The sequence below is a fragment of the Chamaesiphon sp. OTE_20_metabat_361 genome (genome assembly GCF_031364565.1).
Genome location: NZ_JANLWO010000284.1, coordinates 1 through 20,147 on the forward strand (window position 1 = coordinate 1; position 20,147 = coordinate 20,147).

Annotated in this window: 26 protein-coding genes and 2 pseudogenes; 16 read left to right on the forward strand and 12 right to left on the reverse strand. The window is 46.5% G+C overall.

The features are described 5' to 3' along the window. Window positions 1–869 (reverse strand): bile acid:sodium symporter family protein (locus RMO35_RS08310; protein ID WP_309740170.1); only part of this gene is annotated, 869 nt, incomplete at its 3' end. Between the two features lie 501 nt (window positions 870–1,370). On the opposite strand from RMO35_RS08310, the gene RMO35_RS08315 reads away from it, so the two are divergent. Next, a complete protein-coding gene (locus RMO35_RS08315; protein ID WP_309740172.1) occupies window positions 1,371–2,273 on the forward strand; it encodes an AraC family transcriptional regulator in 903 nt (300 codons plus the stop codon). Between the two features lie 44 nt (window positions 2,274–2,317). On the opposite strand, the pseudogene RMO35_RS25240 reads toward RMO35_RS08315, so the two are convergent. After that, a pseudogene (locus RMO35_RS25240) lies at window positions 2,318–2,474 on the reverse strand (nuclear transport factor 2 family protein); the annotation flags it as partial. A gap of 58 nt (window positions 2,475–2,532) precedes the next feature. Here RMO35_RS25240 and RMO35_RS08320 point away from each other — a divergent pair. The 6 genes from RMO35_RS08320 (at window position 2,533) to RMO35_RS08345 (ending at window position 8,647) form a co-directional block, all read left to right on the forward strand. Further along, on the forward strand, window positions 2,533–2,994 hold the full coding sequence (locus tag RMO35_RS08320) for a nuclear transport factor 2 family protein (RefSeq protein WP_309740173.1): 462 nt from the start codon (window positions 2,533–2,535) through the stop codon (window positions 2,992–2,994). Window positions 2,995–3,006: 12 nt separating this feature from the next. After that, window positions 3,007–3,888 (forward strand): NAD(P)H-binding protein, encoded by an 882-nt coding sequence (locus RMO35_RS08325; protein ID WP_309740175.1) that lies wholly within the window; start codon window positions 3,007–3,009, stop codon window positions 3,886–3,888. A 144-nt stretch (window positions 3,889–4,032) separates the two neighbouring features. After that, window positions 4,033–4,950 carry an AraC family transcriptional regulator gene (locus tag RMO35_RS08330; protein ID WP_309740176.1) on the forward strand — a complete coding sequence of 306 codons (918 nt, stop codon included), beginning with the start codon at window positions 4,033–4,035 and terminating at the stop codon, window positions 4,948–4,950. 399 nt (window positions 4,951–5,349) lie between these two features. Further along, a complete protein-coding gene (locus tag RMO35_RS08335; RefSeq protein WP_309740179.1) occupies window positions 5,350–6,606 on the forward strand; it encodes an MFS transporter in 1,257 nt (418 codons plus the stop codon). A gap of 90 nt (window positions 6,607–6,696) precedes the next feature. Continuing rightward, entirely contained in the window at window positions 6,697–7,692 is a 996-nt protein-coding gene (locus RMO35_RS08340; RefSeq protein WP_396135631.1) for an aldo/keto reductase, read from the forward strand. Between the two features lie 34 nt (window positions 7,693–7,726). Next, window positions 7,727–8,647, forward strand: a complete 921-nt coding sequence (locus tag RMO35_RS08345) for an NADP-dependent oxidoreductase (protein WP_309740182.1) — start codon at window positions 7,727–7,729, stop codon at window positions 8,645–8,647. 79 nt (window positions 8,648–8,726) lie between these two features. Here RMO35_RS08345 and RMO35_RS08350 read toward each other — a convergent pair whose 3' ends face one another. Continuing rightward, entirely contained in the window at window positions 8,727–9,287 is a 561-nt protein-coding gene (locus tag RMO35_RS08350; protein WP_309740183.1) for an AraC family transcriptional regulator, read from the reverse strand. Continuing rightward, entirely contained in the window at window positions 9,262–9,657 is a 396-nt protein-coding gene (locus RMO35_RS08355; protein ID WP_309740185.1) for a hypothetical protein, read from the reverse strand. Before RMO35_RS08355 ends, RMO35_RS08350 begins: the two co-directional genes overlap by 26 nt. 70 nt (window positions 9,658–9,727) lie before the next feature. Between RMO35_RS08355 and RMO35_RS08360 the strand changes: the two genes are divergently transcribed. Beyond that, window positions 9,728–10,189: an NAD(P)H-dependent oxidoreductase gene (locus RMO35_RS08360; RefSeq protein WP_309740187.1), complete on the forward strand. Its 462-nt coding sequence runs from the start codon at window positions 9,728–9,730 to the stop codon at window positions 10,187–10,189. A 58-nt stretch (window positions 10,190–10,247) separates the two neighbouring features. On the opposite strand, the pseudogene bla reads toward RMO35_RS08360, so the two are convergent. Continuing rightward, window positions 10,248–11,182, reverse strand: a pseudogene (gene bla, locus RMO35_RS25245) (class A beta-lactamase). Window positions 11,183–11,185: 3 nt separating this feature from the next. Further along, entirely contained in the window at window positions 11,186–11,353 is a 168-nt protein-coding gene (locus RMO35_RS08375) for a hypothetical protein (protein ID WP_309740192.1), read from the reverse strand. Window positions 11,354–11,525: 172 nt separating this feature from the next. On the opposite strand from RMO35_RS08375, the gene RMO35_RS08380 reads away from it, so the two are divergent. From RMO35_RS08380 to RMO35_RS08390, 3 genes are all read left to right on the forward strand, one after another. Beyond that, a complete protein-coding gene (locus tag RMO35_RS08380; protein WP_309740193.1) occupies window positions 11,526–12,218 on the forward strand; it encodes a YafY family protein in 693 nt (230 codons plus the stop codon). Between the two features lie 85 nt (window positions 12,219–12,303). Further along, a complete protein-coding gene (locus tag RMO35_RS08385) occupies window positions 12,304–12,723 on the forward strand; it encodes a DUF1761 domain-containing protein (protein WP_309740194.1) in 420 nt (139 codons plus the stop codon). 188 nt (window positions 12,724–12,911) lie between these two features. After that, the gene (locus RMO35_RS08390) at window positions 12,912–13,481 is read left to right on the forward strand and encodes a DUF6891 domain-containing protein (RefSeq protein ID WP_309740196.1); all 570 of its coding nucleotides are present in this window, start codon (window positions 12,912–12,914) and stop codon (window positions 13,479–13,481) included. A 21-nt stretch (window positions 13,482–13,502) separates the two neighbouring features. On the opposite strand, the gene RMO35_RS08395 is transcribed toward RMO35_RS08390, so the two are convergent. Then, complete coding sequence (locus tag RMO35_RS08395; protein ID WP_309740197.1) at window positions 13,503–13,691, reverse strand: hypothetical protein; 189 nt, start codon at window positions 13,689–13,691, stop codon at window positions 13,503–13,505. Window positions 13,692–13,701: 10 nt separating this feature from the next. On the opposite strand from RMO35_RS08395, the gene RMO35_RS08400 reads away from it, so the two are divergent. Both RMO35_RS08400 and RMO35_RS08405 read left to right on the forward strand, forming a co-directional pair. Further along, the gene (locus RMO35_RS08400) at window positions 13,702–14,082 is read left to right on the forward strand and encodes a PIN domain-containing protein (protein ID WP_309740198.1); all 381 of its coding nucleotides are present in this window, start codon (window positions 13,702–13,704) and stop codon (window positions 14,080–14,082) included. Then, the gene (locus tag RMO35_RS08405) at window positions 14,079–14,324 is read left to right on the forward strand and encodes a toxin-antitoxin system HicB family antitoxin (RefSeq protein ID WP_309740199.1); all 246 of its coding nucleotides are present in this window, start codon (window positions 14,079–14,081) and stop codon (window positions 14,322–14,324) included. Before RMO35_RS08400 ends, RMO35_RS08405 begins: the two co-directional genes overlap by 4 nt. 169 nt (window positions 14,325–14,493) lie before the next feature. On the opposite strand, the gene RMO35_RS08410 is transcribed toward RMO35_RS08405, so the two are convergent. After that, window positions 14,494–15,354: an SDR family oxidoreductase gene (locus tag RMO35_RS08410; protein ID WP_309740201.1), complete on the reverse strand. Its 861-nt coding sequence runs from the start codon at window positions 15,352–15,354 to the stop codon at window positions 14,494–14,496. Window positions 15,355–15,394: 40 nt separating this feature from the next. After that, the gene (locus RMO35_RS08415) at window positions 15,395–15,982 is read right to left on the reverse strand and encodes an alpha-ketoglutarate-dependent dioxygenase AlkB (RefSeq protein WP_309740203.1); all 588 of its coding nucleotides are present in this window, start codon (window positions 15,980–15,982) and stop codon (window positions 15,395–15,397) included. An 81-nt stretch (window positions 15,983–16,063) separates the two neighbouring features. Here RMO35_RS08415 and RMO35_RS08420 point away from each other — a divergent pair, with 81 nt between their 5' ends. Together RMO35_RS08420 and RMO35_RS08425 are read left to right on the forward strand one after the other, a co-directional pair. Further along, complete coding sequence (locus RMO35_RS08420) at window positions 16,064–16,402, forward strand: tRNA-binding protein (protein ID WP_309740204.1); 339 nt, start codon at window positions 16,064–16,066, stop codon at window positions 16,400–16,402. Further along, window positions 16,403–16,594 carry a hypothetical protein gene (locus RMO35_RS08425; RefSeq protein WP_309740205.1) on the forward strand — a complete coding sequence of 64 codons (192 nt, stop codon included), beginning with the start codon at window positions 16,403–16,405 and terminating at the stop codon, window positions 16,592–16,594. It begins immediately after the preceding gene. A gap of 12 nt (window positions 16,595–16,606) precedes the next feature. Here RMO35_RS08425 and RMO35_RS08430 read toward each other — a convergent pair whose 3' ends face one another. The 3 genes from RMO35_RS08430 to RMO35_RS08440 form a co-directional block, all read right to left on the reverse strand. Then, complete coding sequence (locus RMO35_RS08430) at window positions 16,607–17,842, reverse strand: cytochrome P450 (RefSeq protein WP_309740206.1); 1,236 nt, start codon at window positions 17,840–17,842, stop codon at window positions 16,607–16,609. A gap of 78 nt (window positions 17,843–17,920) precedes the next feature. Then, window positions 17,921–18,385, reverse strand: coding sequence for a MarR family transcriptional regulator (locus RMO35_RS08435; protein ID WP_309740208.1), 465 nt, complete (start codon window positions 18,383–18,385; stop codon window positions 17,921–17,923). Between the two features lie 151 nt (window positions 18,386–18,536). Then, complete coding sequence (locus RMO35_RS08440; RefSeq protein WP_309740210.1) at window positions 18,537–19,220, reverse strand: helix-turn-helix transcriptional regulator; 684 nt, start codon at window positions 19,218–19,220, stop codon at window positions 18,537–18,539. Window positions 19,221–19,321: 101 nt separating this feature from the next. Here RMO35_RS08440 and RMO35_RS08445 point away from each other — a divergent pair, with 101 nt between their 5' ends. Continuing rightward, window positions 19,322–19,987 (forward strand): DJ-1/PfpI family protein, encoded by a 666-nt coding sequence (locus RMO35_RS08445; RefSeq protein WP_309740211.1) that lies wholly within the window; start codon window positions 19,322–19,324, stop codon window positions 19,985–19,987. Window positions 19,988–20,147: the final 160 nt, after the last annotated feature.

Genomic DNA, 20,147 nt, shown 5'->3' on the forward strand with positions numbered 1-20,147 from the left:
GAATGACTATGACTAGTCAAACTTTTGCCATAAGCAATGACAGCAAATCCAGTCAGATACATAAACAAGCTATAAATAGCCGCAGGAATCGCCATTTCTGCATCTTTTAAGATTCCAGCAGTAATCGCGATCGCAAGCGTCCCATTTTGAATCCCGACTTCGATCGCGATACAAATTTGTTGGGCAATATTGAGATTGAGCATTTTACTAATCGCATATCCGGCTGCCATACCAAGGATATTTAGTAACATTACACCCATACCAGCCTGCACGATAAAACCAGGTAATTTACTCCATTCTTTGGCAACTAGGAGGATAATAATGAGTACTAAAAAGCCAACCGCTAATTTATTAGTAACCTTCTCTAACCGTCGCGCAATTTTAGGGAATTGATGCTGGATATACATCCCTAACGCGATCGGAATCACTGTAATTACAAAGATTTGTCCCATCGTTGCCCCAATCGGTAAGGAGACGATTGCATTTGTGCCGAGAAAAGAATTCACCGCCAGACTGGCAAATAGGGGAATTGTAAAGATCGTAATCATACTGCTAAACACCGTCAGGGTGACAGCCAATGCCACATCCCCACCAGCTAAATAGGTAATCATGTTCGATGATGGGCCGCACGGACACAGCGCGAGAATAATTAACCCTACTGCGATTGCTGGTGGCATCGGAATAACTTTGACGATCGCTAAGGCAATAATTGGTAAGATAACCAACTGACCGATTAATCCGATCGTTACAGCTTTTGGATATTTAAAAATCCGCAAAAAATCATCACTTTTGAGTGATAATCCCAGCCCCAGCATAATTATTGCCAAGGCGATCGGTAAAACTAGCGTTGTCAGAATACTGTCTTGCATTTATGGTCGTTTTATCTAAATAACATTATTAGTGGAGTCTAAGTTTGACGAGTGTTGCTAAAATCAGATCTATCCACAATCAGATTAAATTGCGATCCAATTTTATCGCTACTAAACATCCCACCGTTGGCTAATAAATCGCCATTTAAATAAGTGTTTTGATAGCAGAACCGATAATCCTATCGTCGCCAGTACACCTACTGAGGGCAAGTGCCTAGAATAATTGCCATACTTAGATCGAGCTTCCACATATTACCTGGAGTATACAAGTCTCTGGTAACTGGCTTGTTGCAGATTCTTACGAAAATCTATCAGATTCTTACGATTTAGAAAATTTGGCTTGAAGATCGCGTAAGCGCGGGAGCCAACGCAGAGCGTCTACTTGGGAAAATTACACCTGATGTTTTGTAGATAAAATAACCCAACGCTTTAAATTCCTCACAGCGATCGGCGTTAAGATCGTCATCAGATATCTTCAATGAGTCAGATAAGCCACAGCCGATGACCAGCAAATTACTGAGCGCAATCGAACTCCAGCAACGCTTGAATAAATCGCTAGTATCCTCTAGTCAATCACTCAGCTGGAGTGGCGTTTTAGTCCAACAATATCAGTATCCAAGTTCTGCCACCGTCTGTGAGATGGATGTTCCGGCTTTATCGGAGCATTGGCTCAACTTACGGCTAGGACATCCGGCTCACTTGACTCAGAAGAGTGACGGTCGCCTACATGAGTCACTCGTTCACAGGGGTCACAGCATCTTTACTCCGGCTGGACAACCAAGCTACTGGCGGGGTGAAGCAAGCGATACCGACGAGACAATGCTACACATTCACTTGAATCCAGCACTGGTGCGGCAAGTTGCTCAAGCTGCTGAAATCGATTCGATCGATCTTGTCAACTGTTTCTCTAAGCCCGATCTACGCCTCCATCAGATTGCGATGCTGCTGTTATCCGAACTCAAGTCGGATGGCATCATGGGTCGGTTATATGTGGAATCCTTAACCCAGATACTTGTCATTCATCTGCTCCGCAACTATTCCAGCTCTGTGCCGAATATTGCGCCCCAGCACAATGGTTTAACTGCCATCCAGTTACGACAAACGATCGATTATATTCAGGCTCATTTAGACCAAAGCTTATCACTGGCTGAAATTGCCGAATCTATTAACATCAGCCCGACTTACTTTTCCACTTTGTTCAAACGCGCTACGGGGAATTCGCCACATCAGTATGTGATTCAACAGCGGGTCAAACGGGCGCAAGTACTGTTGAAGACTACGGATTTAGCGATCGCGAGTATCGCTTTCCAAGTCGGCTTTTCTAGTCAGAGTCATTTAACGCAACATTTTAAGCGGCTCACTGGAAGTACGCCAAAACAGGTTTCTAAGAGCGTAAGAATCTGATAAATCGGATTAGGAACCTGATAGAAATTACATGCAAGAACTTTCTACACTGATGGGAGTGGACAGACTTCCATTGCTTTAATCAAGCCTTGCTCGATGGTGAAACGGTAGCCAAACATGCTCATCGGTAAGCACTGCTCCAGCTAGGTCGCGCACAACTTGATGCACCTCAACCAAGATCTGCCCAGCATCCTCTGGGTGACAGAAAGTTTCCGTCTATTCCCTGAAAAACAGTAACTCAAATTAACTAACAACAGCTATGGAATACAATTCGATCGATCGCCTCCGGCAGGTCGAAAACCAACGAATTTTTGCAGCTCATTTGGCATTAATCGGCACAGATGTTGATGCTTGGTCTGACCTCCTAGCTGAAGATGCCGTCGTCGAATTTCCCTATGCTACCGCGCTAGGTGCGCCGACTCGATTTGAAGGCAAACCCGCGATTTACAACCACATGAAGAACGCAACCTCACAATTACAAAACTGGGTCTTTACAGATATTCGTGAATATCAAACACCGATTCCAACTGTTCTACTTGCTGAATTTCATGGAGAAGCTGTATTTGTAGCGACGGGTCAAACTTATCAGCAAGACTATGTGGCGCGGCTAGAAACCAAGGATGGCAAGATTATTCACTACCGCGAATATTGGAATCCGGCTCCGATTCTCGAACTAATGGGCAGCAGCCCAACTGCTTTCTCATCGAAGCCAAATTCATAACAGAGGATAAATATGAAAATTGTAATTGCAGCCGCATCGGGCAACATTGGTCGCCGTACCGCCGAAAAAGTCATTCAGTCTGGAGCCGAAACGGTTCTCCTAGCACGCAATCCAGAGAAGCTAGCAGATCTCGTTGCTAAAGGTGCGATCGTTCACCCGATTAGCAGTGACGATGCTCAAGGATTAATAGAGGTAACGCAACAAGCAGATGCGTTGTTTTGGTTGACACCACCGAAGCTGGATGTGCCGAATATGAGAGATTGGTATCTGCAAACGGCACAGGCAGGAGCGAACGCTGTACGTGCTAATAACATTCCGCGCGTCGTGAACATTTCTAGCATTGGTGCGGGTGCAAAACCAAACCTGGGCACAGTCTCATTTAGTGGCGATGTTGAATCGATCTTCAATCAAACTGGAGCTAATGTCGTCCATCTACGTCCTGGCTATTTTATGGAAAATTTCCTGATGCAAGTTGAAACGATCGATTGCGATCGCATAGTACGGTTTCCTTATCCAATCGACCACGATCTTCCGTGGATTAGCACTGATGATATCGGGGATGTGGCTGCACGATATCTACTAGATCGACATTGGGCAGGTCAATGGACGCGAAATTTGATGGGGCCTGAAAATCTCACATTACTGGAAACATGTGCAATACTGTCACAAGTGCGGGGCTATCCGGTCAAATTCGAGGGAGTCAGTATTGAATCACTCCAGCAGCAATTTGCCGCAATGGGTGCGACTGCCGATGTTCAGCGTGAAATGGGCGATCTGTTCCATGCGCTGGGCGATCCCGACGGGGTTTATGCCACAGCCCGCACCGTAGAAACAACCACCTCAACTACCTTCGAGCAGTTTGTCAAGCACAAGCTACTTCCGCATTTCCACTAAGCAAAAAAGCGTTGGTCAAAGACCAACGATCGACAATTTGATTCTAAAACATCGAATTGTCGCGATCTGGTTATCCAGCGAAGTCACTTTTGTCCGATCGCTCTAGATACAAACAATCTGACGGTTAAATTCACATCAATCCGAATGAGTGATGCGATTAAAACATACGATTCGATGTCCGAACTTTATGCTTCCTTTGGCGGTAAGCTAGAGCAAGACGTTGGCTTTACGATTCATCGGAATGAGGAACTATTTCCAAACTTTCCAGTTAAGTCGCCACTATTTCGGACGAGCTTCTACACAGTTTTAATTCTGAGTGAAGGGCGAGGTCGCTACCTCATTGACGATCGATCCTATGTGACGCGCGGCAACATTATTTATTTTACCAATCCAGGACATCTAAAAGGATTTGAGGTTGATGAAACATTAAAAGGCTATCTCATCACCTTCTCAGAATCATTCCTGAAGCAATATGTTCGTGATGATATTTTGGATGAATTTCCATTTCTAATTGCTGAAGTTGTGCCACCGAACTATCCCGATCGCGAAGTCTTTCAAATCTTTGATAACTTGGGCGGTATGTTGTTGCAAGAATATCAGTCGGATTCTGTTTATAAGCATCAAACGATCGGCTGTTTAATGGTGGTGTTGCTACTCAAAATTAAAGAGCGATTTTGGAAGGCATACGATCCACTCACTGAAGCTGTAACCAGTTCTAACATCACACTGACATTTCAGCGCAATTTAGAAGCGCACTTTCGCGATTTACTGACTGGCAAATGCGATCGCCTGTTGCAAGTGCAGGACTACGCCCAGGCACAGTATTTACATCCCAACTATTTCAGCACTGTTATCAAATACAAAACGGGTAAATCGGTTAATAGTTGGATTGCCGAAAAGACGATCGCCGAGGCAAAAGCCATGTTGGCTCGATCGTCACAATCAGTCCAGGAAATTGCTGCTCGGTTGGGATTTAAGGACGCAGGACACTTCTCCCGCTTCTTCAAAAAACACACCGAACTGTCGCCATTGAGCTTTCGACAAAGAATTACCTCCGAATGAATTCGGGGCTAATGTTGCGAAGTCCGCCTACGCGGACTGAAATATTAGTCCGCGTAGCGAAAAGTGCGGTCTTGGGGAAACCCCAAGTAGAGCACCTTTTCAAGACAGGCGGACTTTGCATCACAAGCGGCGGTTTTAACCGCTGTGAGTATAATAGGTAGCAACTTGGGTTAGAGCTAATTGTTTTCGATTGCGACCCTTGATTTTGCTCAAACTTAGAAATAGGCAAGTCTGTCGAGAAAATATCCATGCCCTTTGTCGATCGAGTTTGGCCTAATGGAGATTAAGGAAACGCAACGCAGTGAACGCGATTACCTCGCGGCGCGGCTACGCCAACGCTAAAAAGTCTCTGCACAGCCAACCCGATCGACAACCGACATTGGAGAGTAGGACATGAATATGAAGCGATTAGCACGCAGCTCCGCTCCGTCGCAACCGCCGCATCGGCTGCATCCATTCATTCTGTTTGCGGCATTTCTCAGCACGTTTTATATCGGACTCATTGGCCCGATCTTGCCAGCTTTAGTCGAGCAGTATGGTGGCAATGCCTTGACCATCGGGCTGCTGTTTTCGAGCTATTCTTTCGCACAATTTCTCAGTGCGCCCATTCTGGGAGCGATTAGCGATCGCTATGGGCGACGAATGGTGATGCTGGTGAGTCTGTGTGGCGCAATCCTCGGCTTTGCGATGTTTGCGATCGGTGGAGCATTGTGGGTCTTGTTTGTAGGCTGGATGCTTGTAGGCGTGTGTGAGTGTTGGATTGGCACCGCTTTTTCCTATGTAGCAGATACCACCCAACCGAGCGAGCGCACTCGCTACTTTGCTTTTCTGACGGCGGCAATTGGTTCGGGGTTTATTGTTGGCCCAGCCACGAGTGGTTTTGTCTCCCGGATTAGCCCGGTTGCGCCGCTGTATGTGTTAATCGGGCTGCTCGTGTTTGCGGTGATCTGGGGCTACTTCTCGATGCCAGAAAGTTTGCCACACGCGCAGCGATCGACGGAACTGCCGCTGAGTCAACTAAATCCACTGACTCAAACCCGCGACATCTTACAATTTCCGCAAATCCGATTGCTACTGCTGAGTTATCTGCTGTTCTGGTCGATCGTGATTCTGCCTTCGTCTAACTTGCCGAGCTTGGTTGCCGATCGACTCAATTGGACTCCAGAGCAAATTTCTCCTTTATTGGTATCTTTTGGGGTCACTGTTGTCTTAATGCAGCTTATCGTCCTACCGCTGTTACTGCGACGTTTTCAAGAAATTCATCTGGCAATTGTGGGTGGATCGATCGCCGGATTTGGCTTCTTTCTCATCGGTCTATTCCCAATTACAGGTACTGTGCAACTGCTGTATGGCGGAATGGCGATCTATAGCTTGGGACAACCGCTCGTCCAGACCTGCCTCACCGGAGCGATGTCCAAAAGTATGGGCGCAGATGTTCAAGGGCGGGTGCAGGGCAGTATTGCGGCAGTGATGGCACTAGCGCAAGTAATCGGGCCGCTGTGGGCAGGTTGGCTATATGAAGCCGTGAGTCCAACCGCTCCCTATTGGTCGGGTGCGGTTCAGGTACTGGTTGCTGTTGCGGTGATGCTGATCGCCATGCCAGCACTCCAGCGTTTGAATCGGGAAATGAATGCCGAACAAAATGAATATCAATAGATGACCTCATTAATTAACCTAAATTGCTGTCTGTAACCCAATTCTCAATTCTCAATTCTCAATTCTCAATTAATTTAAAGGGGTAAGATGATGAAATATCGCCAACTGGGAAAGACAGACGCGCAAGTCTCGGCATTGGGATTGGGCTGCATGGGCATGTCCGACTTCTATGGCGATCGCCATAGCGATGATGCTGAAAGTATCGCGACGATTCGAGCCGCGATCGACATCGGGATTAACTTTCTCGACACAGGCGACTTTTATGGCATGGGTCACAACGAGTTGCTGATTCGCGAAGCGATTAAAGGGATTCCCCGTGATAAAGTATTTATTGCCGTGAAGTTCGGGGCACTGCGCGACCACAAAGGTGGCTTTAACGGTGAAGATAGCCGTCCGGTTGCCGTGCAAAACTTTTTAGCTTATAGCTTGCAGCGGTTGGGGGTGGACTACATCGATCTGTACTATCCCGCACGAGTCGATCTGCATGTGCCGATCGAGGATACGGTTGGTGCGATCGCCGACCTGATTCAAGACGGCAAAGTGCGCTATGCCGGACTCTCAGAAGCGAGTGCCGATACCCTGCGACGTGCGGCTCAGGTGCATCCGATCGCCATGCTGCAAACAGAATACAGTCTCTGGACGCGAGAGCCGGAAACCGATCTGTTGCCCGCGTGTCGAGAATTGGGCACGAGTTTAGTTGCTTACTCACCCCTGGGACGCGGATTTTTGACGGGAGCCTTTCAATCTCCCGATAACTTTCCACCAGACGATTGGCGGCGGCACAGTCCCCGCTTTCAAGGCGAGAATTTTTATCGCAATTTAAAACTGGTCGAAAAAATCGGGGAAATTGCGACCCAAAAGCAGTGTACGCCTGCCCAACTTGCCCTCGCTTGGCTGTTGGCAAAAGGTGAAGACATCATCCCCATTCCTGGCATGAAACGTCAAGTACGACTGCATGAAAATGTGGGAGCCTTAGACATTGTGTTAACTGCTGCCGAACTTCAACAGATTGAAGCAGTTGTCCCGATCGGTGCTGCTGCCGGAAATAGCTATCCTGAAGCGGTGATGAACTCACTAAATCGTTAGTTTCATCTATTTGAACGGAACACTGGAGAACAAAATGAAAGCAATCGTAATTAACGCATACGGTAATGAAGACGTTGTAAATTATGTCGATGTCGAACGCCCAGAGCCGAAAGCGGATGAAGTGCTGGTAAAAGTTCGTGTCGCGGGGGTCAATCCGATCGACTGGAAGATCCGCAACGGTGCAGGCGAAAGGTTAGGGCTGAAACTTCCCATTTTTCTCGGTGGGGAGATTGCTGGAACGATCGAAAAGATTGGCAGTGATATCAGAGATTTTAAGGAGGGCGATGCGGTTTACGGGATAGTCACCTCTGGCGGTTACGCCGAATACGCGATCGCCAAAATCGGAGAAATAGCACCCAAACCCCAAAGTCTCGATTTCGAGAATGCGGCGGCAATTCCGCTCGGTGCGCTGACTGCATGGCAAGCGATGTTTGACTTGGCGAATCTGAGCAGTGGGCAGACAATTTTGATAACCGCTGCTTCCGGCGGAGTCGGTTCGCTAGCCGTTCAAATTGCTAAAGCCAAAGGCGCATTTGTCATCGGCATGGCTTCGGGTCGCAATGAAGCATTTGTCAGAGATTTAGGCGCGGATAAGTTCGTCGATTACACCAAGCAAAACTTTGAAGAAGTCGTTAAAGACGTTGATGTCGTCTTCGATACGGTCGGCGGCGGCACTTTTGAAAAAGCGTTCCAAACTTTGAAACCAGGTGGATTCCTAGTTACGGCAGTACAGTTTCCGTCCGCAGAAACAGCGCGGGAATTTGGTGTCCATGCCGCGCGGGTCTACTGCAAACCCAACGTGGAACAATTAACCGCGATCGGCAAATTGGTTGACGAAGGCAAATTAACAGCGCATGTTTCAACCGTTTTGCCACTTGCGGAAGTGAAAAAGGCACTCCAACTTTCCGAAAGCGGTCGCACGCGCGGCAAAATTGTTTTGCAAATTGGAATATAGTTTTGAAACAAAAGGCACTTTTCAATGAAAAATGGCTAAAGCAAAAGGGTGCTTATCACCCTTTCGCTCATAATAGTTTTCACGATCTTCTGATTTTAGCAATCTGTTTTGGAGTCATCCCAGTAGCTCTTTTAATGTGGTGAGTGAGATGGCTCTGGCTAGAGAAACCAACTCGTGAAGCAATTTCACTAATTCTCAAATCTGTTTTTTGAAGGAGGACTATCGCTCGATCTACTCGTTGCTGAATCACATATTGATGTGGTGAAATGCCAGTCTTTTGTTTAAACAAACTAGCGAAGTAATTCGGACTGATGTTAATATTCTCGGCAATTTGAATTAGTGATAAGTCTCCACCAAGACGATCTTGGATGTAATCGATCGCTTGCTGTAACTGCATATTGGTTAAACTTTGATGTTGAGGTTTGATTTCTCGATCGATCGTTGAATAATTTCGCAATAGATAAATTACAAACGCCTGAGTTAATGATTCTCGGTACAACTCTCCCATCAATCCCCCAGTTTCTACCTCCGCAGCAAGTAACATCGCAATGTTGTGGAGTGGTAAGTCATGATTGCCAAAACAGTTGACTAACTCAACTTGCCCCTGCCCAAACTCAAGTTTTTCGGCAACATGGGTCATCAATCTTGATTGCAACTGAATATGCAGCATTGGCTGATAGAAAATCATCACTTACACGACCTTCTATGTGCCAGTAACTCGATCTTCCAGCGGGGAAACAGATAATATCACCCTTTTGGACTGTCGATTCATGTAGAGTATCATCACGCTTTTGGGTCAAGTGGGCAGGTTTTCCCAGCGGTAAAGTGAGCCAATGATCTGGAAGAGCCGGAACTTCAAGTTCACCTGGTTCTTCAGAATGTCGGTAATGTTCGACTAATATTCCCTTCCAGCCCATTTGCCGACTAGATGAAACTAGGGCTTCACTCAACTGTTCATCGATTTCGACCAGACTAATCGGGCTGCCCATTGTTGATTCTATTTCAGGCATCCTAATCGACAGCTTGCACAATTTGATAAATCTTACCTTAACAGAATAAGCCCTAAGTTGAATATTTTTAATGGTTTTTCAAACAAATATAAAATCAGATAGATCGATACTCGATAGCATCAGTGAACTATTTTCATCCAAGGAATTAGTAGATGAACTCCTTTTAAACGATCGATATTTAATCTCTTTACCTATTCTTAACTTTATTATCCCGTCTACTTTAAAAACTTATATCGACCTGATTGCGAGAACCAATCTTGCTGTTACAGAAAATACACATGACTCTCAAGGACTGTTGCACGGTAAAAAATTGCTAGTCATTGCTAATCAAATAAATAACTATCCACGTAATAAAAATCAAGATGAGGTGATAAAAAAATTTGAATCTTATTTTAGGTATATCTTTGAGTATATTGGAGTGACTGATATTAATTTTATTTATGCTTATAATCAAAGTGAAGCTAACTTAGATCGCGATCTAGCGATTGCCAATGCTAGGATATCCATCAATAATTTCATATCTGATTGGTGAAATTGGAAAGAAGAATCAAGATAACGCGCATATTACTAAGGCACAACCGAAGCACTTATTAGCCCAGCCAATCGACGACGATTCGAGCTGCCAATGCAATAACGTCATTACGCGCCTTGGCATCTTTCTCACCTTGAGTAGTATAAATGGCAACGACAATGGGCGCACGTCGAGGCGGCCACAGCAAGCCAATATCATTGGCGGTACCATAGTCGCCAGTACCCGTCTTATCGCCGACCTGCCAATCGGCGGGAACACCAGCACGAATGCGTGCCGCCCCAGTCGTATTACCCTGTAACCAAACTCGTAATTGCAACTGGAGACGCGGCTCTAGTGCGTCTCCAAATGCGAGTCGTTGGAGACTAATTGCCATCGCATTTGGTGTCGAGGTATCTCTTCTATCGCCTGGAATCGATGAATTAAGCGCAGTTTCCCAACGATTCTCGCAAGCGAGAGGCTACGCCAACGAGTCGAAATTGACGATCGCCGATCGATCGCGCAAACGTAGTCACAGCAACAGGGCCACCAAGGATGTTCATCAATAGATTTGAAGCTGTGTTGTCACTGTACTGGATCTCTGCGGCGCACAGAGCAGTAACCGTCATGCCATCTTCAATATGCTGTTTGGTAATGGGGGAATACGTCACCAGATCGCTCTGCGGGTATTTTATCCGCTGATACATCAGCCCATCGATCTGTGTGCTGCGCTTCAGGATGGCAGATGCCAGAATTACCTTGAAAGTGCTACACATGGGAAAATACTCATCAGCATGATAGCTCAGTTGGTTACTATTGGCTGTGTTAATTGCACATACACCCAGACGAACCGCCAGCGTCTGTTCGAGTTTTACGAACTGTGCCTGAGCCGAAACAGTAGCATTTCCCTGAGTAGCCCACGATGTCCAAACAGCCGCGATTATCTCCGATAGGCTACGCCAACGGCACAGATACACCAGCCAGCAACAATCTCCGACGATTTCGAGAATGATTCATCATTTAGTTTATCGAGCCTCGTTTTGCATACCAAGCGTGCATCAGCAGATTCTGGAAGAACAGCACGGGTGCATCGAATCTGCCTGCCGTAATAATTGACTTATCGTAAGATAAAGCGTGTTCCCAATCGAAGGCAACCGCTAATTCTTGGTTTGTCACGATCGAAGCCACCGTTTATGCTCAGGTTAATTTAATTTTACTACAGCGATTTTAGTCAAGATCCGTATGCAAAAAGATTACACTCATTTACGCAGTGTCTCCACAGGAGCATCGATAAGATTTGCGATATGATGGGGACTTCTAAGCCGACTCTTTAATTCAAATTCTATCGAGAATCCGATCGGTGAATAATAACGATACAAAACGAATTTCACGATTGACGGCGATCGTTACCCAATTGCAGACTAAAAGACTGGTGACTGCACCCGAACTTGCCGCCAAATTTTCAGTAAGTGTCAGAACGATTTATCGAGACATTAGGGCATTGGAACAAGCGGGCATTCCACTTTATGTTGAAGAAGGTAAAGGCTACAGCCTGATGGAGCATTATCGGCTTCCGCCTGTGATGTTTACCGAAAGCGAAGCAAATGCTTTAATCATTGCCGAACAATTAGTTCTAAATAATAAAGATTTCTCTTTGATAAAAGATTATTCGGCAGCGATTGATAAAATTAAATCTGTGTTAACTCTAAATATCAAAGATAAAGCCAACTTACTTACCGATCGAACACAATTTACCCAGATCGAGAATATCGAACGAACGAGTAGTAATTTGTCGATTCTACAATTTGCACTGACCAACTTTTTATTGACAAAAATCGAATATGTAAATGAAGTCAATGAGACTACAGATAGAACCATCGAGCCATTTGCTTTATTGAGCGTGCGATCGAATTGGTTATTGGTGGCGTGGTGCCTGTTGCGTCAGGAGTTTAGGTATTTTCGACTCGATCGGATTAAAAAAATAGAAATACGTTCCAAAACATTTACTCCTCACGATCTGACCTTGCAAGAATATTTCGACCGATACCACTGATTTTTGTTCGAGCACCCCTGACATAGGGTTGTCATTACTCCATCCTATACTGGTGGCACATCCTTAAAAGTACAGGAAATATCGAATGATGATTAATGCAATTTCAGCTTTAAATTGGTTTGGAGTGCTATTTGCTTTTGTTGTCTACTTTTTGCTTGCTGTTGTTTGGTATACGGTTCTGTTCAAAAAACAGTATACGATTTCATTGGGGAAAGAGAATGAGCCACAACAAAGTTTGACTCCTATTTTCATTGTAGGGCCAGCAATCTGTACCCTAATAGTTACACTTACTAGTGCGATTTTGATGAATGCTCTGAACGTAGAGTCTTATCAAGATGCACTGGTGTTTGCGATAGTTGTGGGATTTGGTTATTTAGTTGCCAATACCGTCGATATCGCCATTAACCCGAATATTCCCCGACCACTCCTTTACGGAGCAATCAGTGGTTCCTATCATTTAGTTGGTATTTTGATGGTGAGTATGATTCTGGTTTCAATCAGATAGCGATCGTGCAAAATTTGGGGTGATATCCGGAAACTTTCTGGAGATCGCGCTATTATGGAGCGATATTCGGAAAGTTTGGACGAGTCATCAGAGTTTGCACCGATCTTTTTCCGGATATCATCCCCATTTTCAGGGAATAGGCGAAAAGTTTCCGCCTAATAAATAGTTAGACTGCTTGAGATTTCACGATGGATAAAATACCTGAAGACATGCGTGCTTTCATTGATTTGCGGATTCGGGAAGGCTTCGATTCAGTCCACGAAATTATTGAAAGTGCTTCACACTATGCGCTAGAAACACTCGAACGCAGTAATCTACGTACAGAAATTAACCGCGTCGTTGCTGATTCACTGGTTAAATATCGAGCCGAGCAGGGTACTTGGGGATCCCTAACAGACTGCGATCGCTTAGACAAAGCATTTGCATCTCTTAACTGCCAAGGTATTGTAGCTCGACAAAACTTCAGTTGCTGTAACAACTGTGGATTTACCGAAATCTGGGATGAGGTTGAGCAGGAAGAAAAGCATCAATCGATTGAAGGATATGTCTTCTACCACTTGCAATTCACTGAACGAGCAATTAAAACTGGGCAACTGCTGCTCGCCTATGGGTGCATTGAGGAAGAGGAAACAGATCTTACAAGAGTTGCCAACAGGATTGTTGTAGAGCTTCGACGGTTTGGATTGGATGCAAAATGGCAAGGGTCGGCTGACTACCCAATCATTGTTGAAAATATCATGTGGCAGAAACGACGCTAGAATAAGTGGCGAAACTAGTCTTTAGGCCACAAATAATTGCGTAAGCAATACTGATGTTGCCAAAACCTGATGTCGATCGATTTCGGTAATCGATCGCGATTTGAGGAATTGCAATAAATGGTCGATCGATTCTGATGATAGAGTTGAGAGGTACAAATAATAGTCTTCCAGTTCCAAATGCCAATACCTCGTCATTGATACTAATGTCATTGTTGCTGGGTTGAGGTCTAGACGTGGTAGTGCATTTCAGTTGCTGTCACTCATTGATACAGAACAATTTGACATACACTTGTCAGTACCTCTTGTACTGGAATATACGGAGGTTTTGCTACGGGAGCTACCAAATCTCTATCTAAATCGTGATGAAGTCGATGACCTAATCGATTTCTACTGTGCAGTGGGAGTACCTCATGAAATTTTCTTTCTGTGGCGACCATTCTTGCGCGATCCAAAAGATGAGATGGTACTGGAGCTTGCAGTTAAAGCAGGATGTGAGAGTATAATTACATATAACACCCGTGACTTTGCAGGTATTGAGCAGTTTGGCTTGAAGCTACTTGAGCCTTCAGAGTTTTTGCGCCTGATAGGAAAGTTGCCATGAGTATTGTTCGAGTTCAGATTCCTGACTCATTACACAAAAGTCTATCCGATCTTGCTGGTCGTGATGGGATTTCTATCGATCAGTTTATATCTACTGCGATTGCCGAAAAGCTCTCAGCTTTGATGACCGAGAATTACCTCAAAGATAGGGCTGGAAGAGGTAATCGGGCAAAGTATGAAGCAATCTTAGCAAAAGTTCCCGATGTGGAGCCAGAAGAATATGACAGGATACCGACTGTCTAACAAGCCCGTTGCACACCGACCGTATTGATTTTCTTCGTTAAGTCCGAAAATTTACTGGCGGCGGGTGAACGGGGGCGTTAGACAGAATTACGATCGATCGATTCCTTTAAGGGAGATGTAACATAGCCGTTTCTAACTGAAGATCGCTCCCAAAGACCCTAAATGGGTTCTATAAATTGAAAAGAACTTTCAACCCCTCTTGAAGCTCGGCAGGCGATCGACCCAGTAGATTTTCCAGGTCGGGGCTGACCTTTGCTTCCTGACCGTTTTTGATGTCTGTGAGAAAACCTACGACCCGCTGCACCATAATTTCCGGTACGCCACGCTCTTTCATTTGCGACTCAAATACCGATTTTTCAATAGATATATAATCGACCTTCTTACCTGATAAATCAGACAGGGTAGCTGCAACATCTTCAAAAGAATATGATTCGCTGCTTGTAAGTTGGTAGATGCGGTTACTGCGATCGCCTTCTAACAATACATTTGCAATCGCTTCTCCCATTTCGCTTCTCAGGGCAAAAGCAACTCGTCCGCGATCGGTTGGTAAATTAATCCCCGTATCAAAAACTTTTGCCCCCACGAACTGTGGAATTGTATCCATATACAAGACATTGCGAAATAGAATATAGTTCAACCCACTCGCTTTGATGCAATCTTCCGTCTGAAAATGACCCTTCATCAACTTGTTTACTAAAGTGTTGGGATCTTTCAAATTCCGACTGGTGTAGGCGATACATTGAACCCCAGCATTTTTAGCGGCATCTACGACATTTTGGTGTTGCCGCAGGCGATTTTCTTCATCCGTTCCAGCGATAAGTAATACTATTTCGATCCCCTGCATTGCATTGTCAAGCGAAGCTGGATCGTCGTAGTTACCGACGCAGATGTTTACACCTTTTTCCTTTAAGGCAGATGCTTTACTTTCGTCGCGCACGAGTGCGGTAACTTGGTTTGCAGATGTCTTTTTCAGTAGATGGTTGATTACTGCTGTCCCTAACTGTCCGGTGGCTCCTGTTACTAAAATCATGATTGCTCTCCTTTGTTTAGTTTTGTTTGTATTTCGATCGCTATGATCCAGTCGCATCCACATGAGGTCTAAACGTCCAGTTGATGCGTTCGCCAACCGGACGAGCGGTTTTTGGTACCGCGTGAACCCAGTCTTCTTGACAGCCAGGGAGCATGATTAACAAAGACCCATTCTCTAGCTGGTAGTCAGCGGTTTGCCCGCTCTCCTTGTGCCGCAGCTTAAATTTGCGAGTGCTACCCAAGCTTAAAGAGGCGATCGCAGGTCGTTTACCGATTTGCGGGAAGTCATCGGAGTGCCAGCCGATCGAGTCTTTGCCTGTGAGATAGCGATTACCGACGGCAAAATTGAACTTAAATCCGCTCAATGCGTGAATGCGATCGCGGGCTTCTAGCAGGAATTCCGGCCAGGGAGCCGCCTTAATTTGGGTACCGCGATATGCGTAATGCAGGTCGTCGCCAAAGAGGGATTCCTCACGCGGTACGGGAATTAATTTGCCATACATGTTGATTTCGCCCCGCGTCCATGCCAGTTGCTGAGACTTTTGAAACCAATCGAGGTTATCTAAAGAGTTGAGAAAATTTGGGTAAAACAGAACGGGTGGCTTTATTTCGGTTAGCAAACTAGTCATGCTACATCTCCTGTGATTATTAATCCTTTATAAATGTCAGAATAGTAAATAGTTAACTTAGAAAATAAGGAGTAATGCTCATTGGACGAGATCGATTGGGATGAGTTTACTAAGGTTGAGCTTCGCGTTGGTCGCGTTATAAATGCCGAGCCATTTCCTGAAGCCCGCAAACCTGCCTACAAGTTGCTGATTGACTTCGGCGAGGAGATCGGAATCAAAAAGTCCTCAGCACAAATAACAAACCTTTATCAACCTCAAGAGCCGATCGACAAGTTGGTAGTTGCTGTGGTCAACTTTCCCAAAAAGCAGATCGGTTCCTTCATGTCTGAGTGTCTGGTTACTGGGTTTTGTAACGAGAGCGGAGAAGTCGCGCTGTGTGTGCCCGATCGACCTGTTCCTGTTGGCACAAAACTCCTTTAAATGAACTGCTATTTCTTTACTGATATGCACCGAGGGCTGCAATTGAACCTGACGATTCTCGTTCCGAGAGGCTACGCCAACGGCACCATCAGAAACATGGGCATTGCTGGCTTGGGGTATGATTTAGCGACCGCCGCTAAGGCGGCGCGCAAGCTTCGAGCGGTATTCGCATCGTTCGATCGCAACTATTAATTGATTATTTTTCTATTTCAGCAATACCGGAAGCGCAAGCGGAGCGAGCAAGCCATGATGGGGGATTTCTGGCACAATCGCACCTGGTACGAGCCGCATCGCTGGAAAACGCTTTGCAACGCGGGTGACTGCCTCACGCAATTGCAGACGAGCGAGTAACGGCCCGATGCAATAGTGAGCACCGTAGCCGAACGTCAAATGCTGGCGGGCGTTCCCACGCGGACATTGGAGTTTTTCCGGCTCGTTAAATAGAGCGGGATCGCGGTTTGCCGCACCATAAGATACCCAGACGATCGCACCCTGGGGAATGGGCACACCGCCGACAACGGTATCCACAGTGGCACGTCGGTATAAGCCCATCACCGATGTATCGTGGCGCAAGAGTTCATCAACGAGATTGTCGGTATCCATAGTACCTGCGGCGATCGCATCCCAATATTCACGCCGCTCCAACAGCGAACGTAAAGCATTAGCGATCGTATTAATCGTGGTTTCGTGTCCGGCAAAGAAAACGACAGCAACGTCCGCGACTAATTCATCTTCTGACAAATCGTTTTCCCCAGCAGCGCGACCCGCGACCAACGCGGAAATCAAACCCTCATCTGGCGTTATGGCTTTTTGAGCAATCTTTTCGCGCATGTAGTTATCCAACTCCCGCAAACCTTGAGCTGCGGCAACTTGCACCTCGACAGGTAAGCCTGGTGTCTGGAAAGCAATCAGCGCATCCGACCAGCCACTCAACTTCGCAGCATCTGCCAGGGGCACACCCAGTAAACGGCAGATCGTTTTCAGGGGTAACGGTTTGCACAAGGTCTGGAGCAGGTCGGTTTGAGTGCCGGAAGTCTCGATCGCATCGAGCATATCTTCAACATCGGCAATCACAGTCGGAGCGATTGCCTGAGTGCGCTTGGGCGTGAACGCCGCCATCAACGGGTCGCGTAAGCGGCTATGGAGCGGCTTGTCTACGTTAATCGGGTTGTAAGCAAACAGTGGCGATGAAAGTGAATAAATTGCACTAGCTTCAGGTGCGATATGTAGTCCCGCGCTAAAAGCCTCGGACGAGGCGAAGGTCGCGGCATCGCCTAAAACGTCGTGAACTTCTTGCCACCGCGTCACGGCGTAAACATGCAGTGCGGGTAGGAATGTCACGGGAGCTTCCTCACGCATCTGCGCCATCAGCGCGAATCGATCGGCGGTAAATTGCGGGTTACTCGGATCGAACTGTTCGGCGGCGGTTGGATGTGACATTAGGTTGATGGGTTGCTTACGAATAGTATTGACAGCATATTGTCAATACTCGCATCCTAACTGATTGACAGCATATTGTCAATCGTCAATTTGCATTCTCTGAGTAATTGCTTCTAGAAGCGTTACAGCACGCGCGATCTGTTGTTCGTCAAAGTCTTGGGCGATCGCATTTGTCGATTGCCATTCGCGCTCTAACGCATCGTGATATGTCGATCTACCTGCGTCCGTGAGCAGCAAGTGCATCGCGCGGGCATCCCCAGGATTTTTGACGAACTCAACCAGACCATCCCTAGCCATGTCGTCAGCGAGTCGTTGGACGGCTTGCCGCGTTAAGCCCATATACCGCGCTAATTCGCTGACAGTGACTGGCTTTTCCAGTGCGAATAGATCGCTGAGTGTTTGCCATCGAGCATTGGTGATGCCCGTACCTTTCATTAGGCGTGTGCCAGATTTTTGCACCGTTGCGTTCATCCGAATTACGGCGCGAATCAGATCGGTTAAAGCGTTCGATGCAGGCGTTTTTTTGTGATGGTAAAAAGGCACGTTCTTGTTTCCCGCAATTCGGGCAGCGATTTGACAGAGCCAACGCTACGCGATCGGATTATCGGTAAGCATTGCGCTCTACTTCTGTTGATACCACGATCTCAGAGTCTTGTCAGGGGGTCGCGTTCGCCATTCCAATCCAGATATATAGCTAACCAGCAGAGAGCTGTGCCACCATTTCAGCACGAGAGGAGACTTCCAGCTTCCGAAACATGCGCTTGAGAGCCTGTTTAACGGAATTTTCAGTAATCCACAGCTCAGTGCCAATTTCGGCATTCGTGCGCCCCAAAGCAACTAGTTCGACAATTTGCAATTCACGCGCGGTCAATAGCTGATTTTTGCCAGATGGGGATGACGATTTTCCGGCAGAAACACTAGGCGAACGCGTTGTCGCTGCCCAGACCGATAAGTGCAAACAAATCCCACTCAAATCGGCGAGATTTTGGGTGTCGAAAGCAGGCATCGACTTATCGCGAGTGCAACCGACCATACCTACCAGTTGACCCCGAACGACGATCGGCCCAGCCATTACGTGCCAATGGTCGGGACGCGGACAAATCATCTTCCAAACCTTGGGGGATGTCACCAAGCCTTCATGTACGGGTGCGTGACGCTCTGTGAGATAACGGGCAACGGGATTACGTTCGATCGATAGGGCAACCTTGAGAATTTTCTGAAGGTTAGGGTTTAACTGTGAAATTTGGTCGAAGAAAAAAACACCCGATCGATTAGCTGCAAAGTGTTCGCCTAGTTTTGACGTGACATCTGCTTTTAAATTTCGTTCGTCTTTCACCGAATCGATCGCCGTAAACAAAGGCTGTAAGGAGGCAACCATAGTGTCAAAAGAGTACCCGATCGAGGACTATGCGCGGGCAGGTTTCCACTTTTATTATAGACACATCAGCTTTATTACTCTCATCACTAGGAAATCGATTTATGACTGACTCAAAGTACACTCTTGGTTTGATCTTTTATCCCGGCATGACAGCTCTCGATATTATCGGGCCACAGCAGGTTTTAAGTCCGCTACCTGGGATCGAGACTTATCGGATCTGGAAAACGCTCGACCCCATTACAACCGACGACGGGATGGTGGTTTTACCAGATACCACCTTTGACAATTGCCCCCACTTGGATATTATCTGCATTGGTGGCGGGATCGGACAGGCGGCAGTAGAAGACGACCCAGAGCTATTGGCATTTCTCCGCAAACAAGGTGGCACCGCCAAGTACGTGACTTCTGTTTGTGGCGGTTCGGTGTTTTTAGCTAAGGCCGGACTGCTGGAAGGTTATCGCGCGGCGATCCACTGGGCAGGACGCGAGCAACTTACCAAATTGGGTGTAGAAGCAGGTAATGGAAGAGTCGTAGTCGATCGCAATCGGATTACTGGTGGCGGCGTAACCGCAGGGATTGATTTTGGTCTGACGCTCACTAGCATCCTTTTTGGCGAAGAAATCGCCAAGATTACCCAACTATTGCTAGAGTACAATCCCGCTCCGCCATTTGATACCGGATCGCCAGAAAAAGCGGGGCCAGAGTTGGTCGAGAAGGCGATGTTATTTATGCAGCAGATGATCCCCGCTCCAGTCGGGGCAAAGTAGGGAAAACTACTTATACACAAAGTGGTTAAAACCACTCCTCATGATGCAAAGTCCGCCTTCGCGGACTAGGAAATTCTTCAGTCCGCGAAGCGAAAAGTGCGGGAACAGGGGCGCGAGCTTTGCGGGGGAAGCTTCCCCCGCAAACGTCGCTTGTTTCCCC